Raw genomic sequence first — 9,279 nt, forward strand, 5'->3', positions numbered from 1 at the left:
TAAAACGCATTCTTGCTCGCCTAGCATGTGAAATGCAAATGATCAAAAATGCTTTAGATAGTGCGGGAGGTGGGAAGACGGGTGGGGATGGGGCGGTGGACGATCAGCGGACGGGCGGATATCCGACTGCGGCGTGGCAAAAAAGCAAACAGATGCGCAGTCAACCTATGCATCACGTCTGATCGAGTATTTCACGCACATCAGTAATCGCTTTGCGGTTTGGGCGAAATGTCGATAAATATCAAGCGAAAGAATTTCTCGACAAATAACGTTTCAAAGCCCTTTCTGTATCTTGATCCTAACCCCTTGAAAATCACCATCCGCGCGCCAGCCTCCTTATTGAGATGGGCGAACGTCGTAATCGGTTAGCGTTGGTCTGTTGAAACAAATGCCGCACCATGCAACCCCATGCCCACAATTGGACGGGAAAGAGTCGAGCGAAAGCGCTTGACGTCGTACCTTTCAGTCCTTGGAGTCCATAAAAAACGCTTGATAACTTCGATAGATTTAACTCATTCCACGATTGGATCTTTGCAGGATATGGCGTGGATAGTCGAGATAGCGCGGTGCATCTTGAATTGGTCTCAGACGATTTTAAAGAACATAAGACGATCATTTTCATGGATGTGACGCGGTGCCTTGTCACGGACTACGGAATGGAAAATATCGTTTACTCGTTAGATATTCTTGCCGATTTTGATTCGCCAAAATTCATGGCTGCCCGTCAAATTTTGGATCAGTCAACTCCATTTGATCGGGGCTTGCCGCCAAAAAAAATCGCGATGCTATCGGCAAGCTTTGGCGGGGAGGCGTGGATTGAATACAATCAGTATCGGGTTTTATCTAGAAATCCCGGTAGCCCGGTGGCTGATTAGCGGTATCGGTCGGGGGCGCTTCCGATTCTTCCGCGCCGGGTCGCAATTAATGTCAAGCGCGGCCCGGAACGTAATTCAAACCGCCCCTCACACCGCCATACACAAATACTTGATCACCAGATAATCGTCGATCCCATACCGCGACCCCTCGCGCCCAAGCCCGGACTGCTTAACCCCGCCAAACGGCGCAACCTCGTTAGAAATCAACCCGGTATTAATCCCGACCATTCCATATTCCAGCGCCTCGGCAACGCGCCACACGCGCCCGATATCGCGGCTATAAAAATATGCGGCCAATCCGAACTCGGTATCGTTAGCCATCCGTATCACTTCTTCATCGGAAGAAAACCGGAACAAAGGGGCGAGCGGCCCAAACGTTTCTTCCCTGGCGATCTTCATCTCTGAAGTCACGCCTGACAAAACGGTCGCCTCGAAGAAGCCGAATCCAAGCGCGTGCCGCTTGCCGCCAACGACGATCTTGGCGCCTTTGTCCAACGCGTCATGAATATGCGATTCGACCTTCGCCACGGCAGCATCATTAATCAGCGGCCCAAGCAAGACACCGCTCTCCAATCCGTTGCCTACCGGAAGCTTCGCAACGGCCGCGCCCAGCTTCGCGGCGAATTCGTCATAGACCCGGTCGTGAACATAAAACCGGTTCGTACACACGCATGTCTGCCCGCTGTTGCGATACTTCGATGCAATCGCGCCTTCGACTGCGGCATCAATATCGGCATCGTCGAAAACAATAAACGGTGCATTGCCGCCCAGTTCCAGCGACACCTTCTTGACCGTCGGCGCGCTTTGCGCCATCAGCAGACGGCCGACTTGCGTTGATCCCGTGAACGACAGCTTCCTGACAATGGGATTGCCCGTCAGTTCGGCGCCGATTGCCTTCGGATCTCCCGTCACGATGTTCAGCACACCCTTGGGCAACCCCGCGCGCTCGGCCAGCACGGCCATGGCGAAGGCCGAAAATGGCGTTGCCTCAGCGGGCTTCACGACGATCGAACAACCCGCCGCAAGCGCCGGACCAACCTTGCGGGTGATCATCGCGCTCGGGAAATTCCACGGCGTAATAGCCGCGCAGACGCCGATCGGTTCCTTGGTCACCACGATGCGCTTATCAGCGGCCGGCGACGCGAGCGTGTCGCCCGCGACGCGTTTGCCTTCCTCCGCGAACCATTCGATAAACGATGCCGCATAGACAATTTCACCCCGGGCTTCGGCGAGCGGCTTGCCTTGCTCGCGCGTGAGGATCATGGCGAGATCGTCGGCGTTTTCCAGCATCAAGTCGTACCAGCGGCGCAGGATGGCCGCGCGTTCCTTCGCGGTCTTCTTGCGCCAGAGCGGCCATGCGGTGTTAGCCGCATCAATCGCACGACGTGTTTCCGCCGCGCCCATCTTTGGCACATGACCGAGCGACTGGCCGGTCGCCGGATCGATGACGTCGAAGGTCGCCGCATCGTCAGCGCCTTGCCACTCACCGTCGATAAACGCCTCGTGACGCAGCAGCGCCGGGTCTTTCAACTGCATCAGTAATCCTTGCGTGCTCATGCCGCAACCCCCGCTTCTTCGGTCAGGACGCGTTCAAGAATGGCGAGCGCTTCATCGAACACGGCGTCCTGAATGGTCAGTGGAAACAGGAACCGGATCACGTTGCTGTGCACGCCGCAGATCAGCAAAAGCAGGCCGCGTTCGAGCGCCAGGGTTTGCACGCGCTTGGCGAAAGCAGCATCAGCTTCAGTGGTGCCGGGCTTGCAGAATTCGACGGCGATCATGCCACCGGGGCCGCGCACATCGGCGATCTGGGGCACGTCGGCCTTGAGCGATGACAGTCGCGCTTTCAGCTTGTCGCCAAGTTGCACGGCACGCTTACAGAGCTTCTCTTCATCAATGATCTCGAGCACCGCATGGGCCGACGCCACCGCCATCGGATTGCCCGCGTACGTGCCGCCCAGACCGCCGGGTGCTACGGAGTCCATCACATCGGCACGGCCGATGACGCCCGACAGCGGCATGCCGCCCGCGAGACTTTTGGCGATGGTCATCAAATCCGGCGCCACGTCGTAGTGCTGCATCGCGAACAATTTGCCGGTGCGCGCGAAGCCGGTTTGCACTTCATCGGCGATCAGCAGGATGCCGTGGGTATCGCAGAGCTTGCGCAGCGCGCGCACGAATTCCACGGGTGCCTGATAGAAACCGCCTTCACCCTGAACCGGTTCGAAGATGATCGCGGCAACGCGCTTGGCTTCAATATCCGCCGCGAAAAGATGCTCGATTGCGCGCAGCGAATCCTCGGTCGTAATGCCACGAACCGGGTTCGGGAATGGGACGTGGAACACGTCCGACGGGAACGGCCCGAAGCCGATCTTGTAAGGCGCAACCTTGCCCGTAAGCGCCATGCCCATGAACGTGCGGCCGTGGAACCCGCCGCTGAATGCAATCACGCCAGGCCGGCCAGTCGCGGCGCGCGCAATCTTGATGGCGTTTTCGACGGCTTCCGCGCCGGTCGTGAAGAACGCGGCTTTCTTTGCGTAGTCGCCGGGGGTGCGCGCGATGATCTTCTCGGCGAGCGAAACATACGATTCGTAAGGGACGATCTGATACGCCGTGTGCGTGAAGCGTTCGAGTTGCGCGCGCATGGCCGCGACAATTTTCGGATGCCGATGTCCTGTGTTGCATACCGCGATGCCCGCCGCGAAGTCGATAAAACGCCGGCCTTCCACGTCCCACAGTTCAGCGTTTTCAGCACGTTCAGCGTAGAAATCACACATCACGCCGACACCGCGCGGTGTCGCTGCGTCCTTGCGGGCTTTCAGGTCAGCGTTCTTCAGGGTCTGGCTCACGGCATCGCTCCTTGGGTTTTTAGGTAATGCATCGACTATAGTAAGATTTGGCTCTTTCAATCAGAGCCATTTCCGTGTTTTTATAGGAGCCATTTCCGCGATGCGTGCGAGCATGTTGTCCGACTGGCTGGCTCAGCGGATTGAACGAACAGGCGGCCTGCCGATTTATCGGCAGTTGTATGGTTTGTTGCAGCAGGCCATCCTGTCGCGGCAATTGCCGGCGGGGACCAAGGTGCCATCGTCCCGATTGCTCGCGAGCGAGCTGGGCCTCGGCCGCAATACGGTCACGCAGGTTTACGAGCAACTCGCGCTGGAAGGCTACGTGTGGTCGGCGACCGGGCAGGGCACGTTTGTGTCGGACAGCGCGCCCGATGAGATCGTGGGCGCGGAATCGGCAGCGCGCGACTCGGCCCTGGCCGAACCGCGCGTGTTGTCCGCGCGCGGCGCGCGGTTGTTGCAAGGGGCGGGTGTGTCGCAGCGGCAAGGCGGCGCGTTCATGCCCGGCGTGCCCGATGTATCGAAGTTTCCAGCGGCCGTATGGAGCCGCTTGCAATCGAAATACTGGCGCCGCTTGCCGCCGGATCTGCTTACCTACGCGCCCGGCGGCGGTTTGCCGAAGCTGCGTCAGGTGCTCGCTGATTATTTGCGGACCTCGCGTTCGGTGCGTTGTACGCCGGAGCAGATTATCGTGACGACGGGGATTCACCAGTCCATCGATCTTGCCGTGCGTCTGTTGTCCGATTCCGGCGATGTCATCTGGACCGAAGACCCTTGCTATTGGGGCGTGCGCAGCGTGTTGCAGGTGTCGGGGCTAGCGCTCAAGGCCATTCCCGTGGATGCAGAGGGCATCAATCCTTCTGCAGATGACCTTGCAGATCCGCCCAAACTGATGCTGGTCACGCCGTCGCATCAATACCCGTTGGGCATGGTGATGAGCCTCGCGCGGCGGCGCATGCTGCTGGAGTTCGCGCGGCAAAACGGCTGCTGGATCATCGAGGACGATTACGACAGTGAGTTTCGATACGGCAGCCGGCCGCTTGCGTCGCTACAAGGACTCGATACATCGGGCCAGGTGATCTACGTGGGCAGCTTCGGCAAGACGTTGTTCCCCGGGCTGAGGATTGGCTACATCGTGGTGCCCGAGGGATTGTCGACGAGCTTCGCGACGGCTTCGGCGGAGTTGTATCGCGAGGGACAGTTGTTGCAGCAAGCGGTGCTGGCCGAGTTCATCGCCGAGGGGCATTTCACGTCGCATATCCGGCGAATGCGCGGGATCTACGGACAGCGCCGCCAGATTCTGCTGGATACGATCAGGAAGCGTTATGGCGACGCGTTGCAGATTGTTGGCGGCGATGCCGGGCTGCATCTCGTGCTGCGTTTGCCCGATGGCGTGGATGATCGCGAAGTGGCGAAAGCGGCGCTGGCGGTCAATATTGTGGTGCGGCCGTTGTCCGGTTATTTCTTGCGGCCGGGGGAGGGCATGTCGGGCTTGTTGATTGGGTACGGATGCGTGCCGGAAGAGGAGATCGAGCCGGCGTTTGAAAAGCTGGCGGCGGTGCTTGACCCGGCGCTTAAGGGGAGGGTTCCTTGATCCCCCTTCCCGGGTTTTCGGCGACTAACCTAACCGATCGCCAGCCTGACAGGTTTGCCCACTCTGCTCAGCATTTCAACCAACGTATCGATTGTGAACTTGGCTGTCTTCTTGTTCACCACATCGGATACACGCGGCCGCGACACCATCAGGATTTTCGCAGCCTCTGCCTGCTTGAGGTGATGCTGTTCGATCCATTCGGCAAGCTCGGACATCAGTTGTTCCTTGAGTTGCTGCGTGTCGTTGATTTGCTTGCGCGAAGCGGCCTGAAGCAGCTTGGCTTCCTCAGCCGAAAACCCGAGCTCGCGGAACAGGTTTGCGCCCGGTTTCGTGACGTGGCGGATTTCAGTATCGATCGTCATTGATTGGTCTTCCTTGCGTGGGCCACAGCGCGATAACGCGCCTCGGCGATTTCCTTATCCTGCTTGCTCGTTGCCTGAGTTTTCTTCTGGAAGCAGTGCAGGACATATATAGCTTCCTCGAACTTGGCTACGTACATCACCCGGAAAATGCCGCTGCTGTCCCTTATGCGGATTTCCCGAGCACCCGCGCCCACCTCCCCGAACGGCTTCCAGTCCTCTGGGTCCAGCCCTGACTGAACCTTGCTCAACTGGAAACCGGCATCCCGGCGTGGCTCCTCTGGAAACTTCAATAGGTCGTCGTAGGCTGACCCGACCCAACGAATCTCTTTTTCTGCTGTCATGGCGACTTCGTGTATAAAATTTTATACCATTTTCGCCAAAACTCAAGAGTTTGTCATCGTGGCGTTCTGACGCAGATCGGAATTCCAAGGCCACGGTTTTACGACATGGCCAGGAGCCCACCGCCGACTATGATAAAAAGAGAATCACGGCAGGACAGAAGAAAGCGGTGCGTCACCGTAATCGAAGCATAATAGAACGTGTACCCTACAATTCTTCCCATGTCCAAAAAGCCATCCCCCTCTTCGGTTGTTCCCGGCAACGAGGAGTATCACTTCTCCGAGCAGATCGGCCACTTGCTGCGGCGCGCTTATCAGCGGCACGTTGCCATCTTCCAGGCGGCCATACCGGATTCCGACCTCACCGCGGCGCAATTCGTCACGCTGTGTGCGGTCAAGGAGCAGCAATCCTGCTCGCTCAACGATATCGTCAAGGCGACGGCAATCGACCAGGCCACCATCCGTGGAGTCGTCGAGCGTTTGAAAGCGCGTTCGCTGATCGTGGTCTCGCCCGACCCGCTCGACGGCCGCAAGCTGCTGGTGCGCACGACGCCGGAAGGTCTGGCGTTGATCGACCAGACCGTGCCTTTTGCAAGGCAGGTGAGCGAGCAGACCTATGGGGGGTTGAACCCGGCCGAGCGCGTTGCCATCGTGTATCTGCTACGCAGCATGACGCGGGCGGAAGATAACTGAGCGGGTACGTGCCTATCGTTATGCACAGGCAACGACGCACAGGCACGCTGCTACGCGCTCATCGATGCTCGGCAGGCGCCGGTGTTGCAGCGGCCTGCAGCGTGGTTCTGACAGCGTCTGGCGTGAAGGGCGGCGAGCGGAAGCGCACACCGGTTGCATCGAATAACGCATTGGAAATAGCGGGCGCACCGGGGAGCGAAGCGGACTCGCCGGCGCCGAGCGGCGGCTCGCCTTGCCGGTCCACCAGCACCACATCCACCGGAGGCAGCTCGGGGAATGTCAGGATCGGATAGCTGCCCCATTCCTTGCTTGCAACCAGACCGTCGGTAAAGCGCACACGCTCTTTCAGTGTGCGGCTCAAAGTCTGGATCACGTTGCCGTGGATCTGATGGCGCACGCCGTCGGGATTGATCACGGTGCCCGTGTCCTGACCGACCGTCACTCGCTTGATGCGGATTTCCCCGCTGACTGTATCGACTTCCAGATCGACGATCCACGCCGACCACGCTGCACCGAAACCGGGAAAGCGGCTATGCACATATCGCGCATAAGCGACGCCGCGCCCTTGAAGCACGCGTTCGCCGGTATCCCGAACTGGACGGCGTCCGGCACGGGCTTGCCAGCCTGCGCGTTCAGCGACTGCCTCAAGCAACGCCACGGCCCGCTCGTCCTCGAGATGACGCAAGCGGAAAGCCAGAGGATCGGCGCCGGTCTCGTAAGCCAGTTCATCGATGAATACATCATGGGCGAAGGAGTTCGGTAGTGCCGACACCCCTCTGAACCACGACGCCCGGACCAGCGGCGCCAGGTCGTGGCAGACAAAACGGCGATGCGCGAAGGTGTAGGGCGTCACCGCGGTCCGGTCGCCCATTTCAAAGACGCGCGGCTCGGCCGGCGTCGCGCCGGTGAGCAGCAGGGCGAGCAGGGGCGCGTCGTTCGATGGATAGCGCGAGGCGAACGTATAGCCCAGCGTATCGCCTGTGCGAGACACCGTGCCGGTCACATCGACGACTTGCGCCGTGCCCTTGGGCTCCCACTGATGTTCGTCAGCACGCGACAGCTGGACCCTGACGGGCTGGCCCATCGCACGCGAGAGCAGCAGCGCGTCGCCTGCAACGTCGTCGGCGCAATTGCGGCCATAGCAGCCGGAAGCCTCCATGCGGACGATTTCGATATCGGCTTCATTGCGCTCGACCAGACGCGACAAGTCATAGCGCAAGGTTTGCGGGTTCTGCGTACCCGACCATACCGTGATGCGTCCGTCCTGATAGTCCGCGAGGGCGCAGGACGGCCCGATTGAGCCATGCATCTGATACGGCCAGACATAGCTGCGTGTCAGCGTGGTCGTCCCGGGTTGGTCCTGCACGCTCTCTACGTTCCCTTCTTCCAGCAGCAGGCGCCGCTGGGCTGGAGCCTTGGCGATAGCCGCTGCGGGGTTATCGAGGGACTGCAGCGGCGGCAGCGGGCGCCAGCGGACGCGCAGCGCACGTGCTGCGCGGATCGCCTGTTCCTCCCGCTCGGCCACTACCCCAACGAAGTCGCCGATAACCACCACGCCGCGCACGCCCGGCAGTGTATCGACTGATGAACGGTCCACGTCAATCAGCGTCTTGCCGACAAACGCGCCGCAATCATGTCCCGCATATGGTGGTCGCACGACACGCCCATGCAGCATGCCGGGTACACGCATGTCGTGAACGAAGGTTAGCGTGCCGGTGGCTTTAGCAGGTAGATCGACTCGCGGCGTTGGCTTTCCGATAACCCGATACGTCGACGGGTCCTTCACCGTGACCGATGAGTCGATGGGCAGCGAGATCCGTTGCCCTTGAAGCAACTCGCCGAAGCTGATGCGGGTTTTGTCCGGCGCAATGACATAACCATCGTCGGTGGCAAGGCTTGCGGAATCGAACCCCCAGCGGTGCGCCACCAGCCCGATCAACACGAGCCGCGCTTGCGCCGCGGCAAACCTGAGCGGCACGGCGGATATCTGGATGGTCGCGCTCGCGATGGTCGGCCCCTGGTTGGGCACTTGGGCGGAGTTGCCGAGGATCATCTGCACGCGCGGGGCCGGCACGTCGAGTTCCTCCGCTACGATCTGCGCGAGCGACGTGCGGATGCCGGTGCCAAGGTCGACGTGGCCGTTGAACGCCAGGATGCGGCCATCGTCCAGGATCGCGACGAAAATTTCCGGCGAATCCTGAACGTAGGAAGACCCGCTGCCCGGTTGACCGGGCGCGGGTTTGACCGGCGCGAGCGGCTGCCTGACGATGGTCAGGCAGCCATTACGCGCGAGCAGTTCACCGCGGGTGAGCGCTGCTGCAGTAGGCATAGTGGTTTCCGAAAACGCCGCTCTATTCGACCAAAATCGCTTCAACGCTTAGCTTCAACGATTAACAATACGCTTCGGCATCGCCAACACCAAGAGGCAACCTGCGAGCATGCAAATGCCGAACGTGATCAATCCGGCGCTCATGCTGTGGGTCGAGTCCTTCATCCAACCCAGCACGTAGGTGCTGGCAAAGCCGCCCAGGTTGGCTATCGAGCAAGCGAACGCAATGCCCGCAGCAGCAG

General features: G+C 59.9%; 8 protein-coding genes and 1 pseudogene. 3 read left to right on the forward strand and 6 right to left on the reverse strand.

Annotated features, from left to right (window positions below; genetic code table 11):
* Nucleotides 1-545: 545 nt before the first annotated feature.
* Nucleotides 546-875, forward strand: a complete 330-nt coding sequence (locus tag JWR14_RS17990; protein WP_299709438.1) for a hypothetical protein — start codon at nucleotides 546-548, stop codon at nucleotides 873-875.
* 87 nt (nucleotides 876-962) lie between these two features.
* Here JWR14_RS17990 and JWR14_RS17995 read toward each other — a convergent pair whose 3' ends face one another.
* Both JWR14_RS17995 and gabT read right to left on the reverse strand, forming a co-directional pair.
* Nucleotides 963-2,432 carry an NAD-dependent succinate-semialdehyde dehydrogenase gene (locus JWR14_RS17995; RefSeq protein WP_299709440.1) on the reverse strand — a complete coding sequence of 490 codons (1,470 nt, stop codon included), beginning with the start codon at nucleotides 2,430-2,432 and terminating at the stop codon, nucleotides 963-965.
* The gene (gene gabT, locus JWR14_RS18000; RefSeq protein WP_299709455.1) at nucleotides 2,429-3,712 is read right to left on the reverse strand and encodes a 4-aminobutyrate--2-oxoglutarate transaminase; all 1,284 of its coding nucleotides are present in this window, start codon (nucleotides 3,710-3,712) and stop codon (nucleotides 2,429-2,431) included. Before gabT ends, JWR14_RS17995 begins: the two co-directional genes overlap by 4 nt.
* Before the next feature lie 112 nt (nucleotides 3,713-3,824).
* Between gabT and JWR14_RS18005 the strand changes: the two genes are divergently transcribed.
* The gene (locus JWR14_RS18005; RefSeq protein WP_299709442.1) at nucleotides 3,825-5,315 is read left to right on the forward strand and encodes a PLP-dependent aminotransferase family protein; all 1,491 of its coding nucleotides are present in this window, start codon (nucleotides 3,825-3,827) and stop codon (nucleotides 5,313-5,315) included.
* Nucleotides 5,316-5,344: 29 nt separating this feature from the next.
* Here JWR14_RS18005 and JWR14_RS18010 read toward each other — a convergent pair whose 3' ends face one another.
* Together JWR14_RS18010 and JWR14_RS18015 are read right to left on the reverse strand one after the other, a co-directional pair.
* A complete protein-coding gene (locus tag JWR14_RS18010; RefSeq protein WP_299709444.1) occupies nucleotides 5,345-5,677 on the reverse strand; it encodes an XRE family transcriptional regulator in 333 nt (110 codons plus the stop codon).
* Complete coding sequence (locus JWR14_RS18015) at nucleotides 5,674-6,018, reverse strand: type II toxin-antitoxin system RelE/ParE family toxin (RefSeq protein WP_299709446.1); 345 nt, start codon at nucleotides 6,016-6,018, stop codon at nucleotides 5,674-5,676. Before JWR14_RS18015 ends, JWR14_RS18010 begins: the two co-directional genes overlap by 4 nt.
* 219 nt (nucleotides 6,019-6,237) lie before the next feature.
* On the opposite strand from JWR14_RS18015, the gene JWR14_RS18020 reads away from it, so the two are divergent.
* Nucleotides 6,238-6,708, forward strand: coding sequence for a MarR family winged helix-turn-helix transcriptional regulator (locus tag JWR14_RS18020; protein WP_299709448.1), 471 nt, complete (start codon nucleotides 6,238-6,240; stop codon nucleotides 6,706-6,708).
* Nucleotides 6,709-6,766: 58 nt separating this feature from the next.
* Here JWR14_RS18020 and JWR14_RS18025 read toward each other — a convergent pair whose 3' ends face one another.
* Together JWR14_RS18025 and JWR14_RS18030 are read right to left on the reverse strand one after the other, a co-directional pair.
* The gene (locus JWR14_RS18025) at nucleotides 6,767-9,037 is read right to left on the reverse strand and encodes a molybdopterin cofactor-binding domain-containing protein (RefSeq protein ID WP_299709451.1); all 2,271 of its coding nucleotides are present in this window, start codon (nucleotides 9,035-9,037) and stop codon (nucleotides 6,767-6,769) included.
* A gap of 54 nt (nucleotides 9,038-9,091) precedes the next feature.
* Nucleotides 9,092-9,279: pseudogene (locus JWR14_RS18030) on the reverse strand (MFS transporter); the annotation flags it as partial.

The organism is Caballeronia sp. (assembly GCF_028292365.1).
GTDB lineage: Bacteria > Pseudomonadota > Gammaproteobacteria > Burkholderiales > Burkholderiaceae > Caballeronia.

Coding starts and splice junctions, on each gene's coding strand:
- JWR14_RS18025 (WP_299709451.1), bottom strand. CDS start 9,037: ATGCCTACTGCAGCAGCGCTCACCCGCGGTGAACTGCTCGCGCGTAAT.
- JWR14_RS18020 (WP_299709448.1), top strand. CDS start 6,238: ATGTCCAAAAAGCCATCCCCCTCTTCGGTTGTTCCCGGCAACGAGGAG.
- JWR14_RS18005 (WP_299709442.1), top strand. CDS start 3,825: ATGCGTGCGAGCATGTTGTCCGACTGGCTGGCTCAGCGGATTGAACGA.
- JWR14_RS18015 (WP_299709446.1), bottom strand. CDS start 6,018: ATGACAGCAGAAAAAGAGATTCGTTGGGTCGGGTCAGCCTACGACGAC.
- JWR14_RS17995 (WP_299709440.1), bottom strand. CDS start 2,432: ATGAGCACGCAAGGATTACTGATGCAGTTGAAAGACCCGGCGCTGCTG.
- JWR14_RS18010 (WP_299709444.1), bottom strand. CDS start 5,677: ATGACGATCGATACTGAAATCCGCCACGTCACGAAACCGGGCGCAAAC.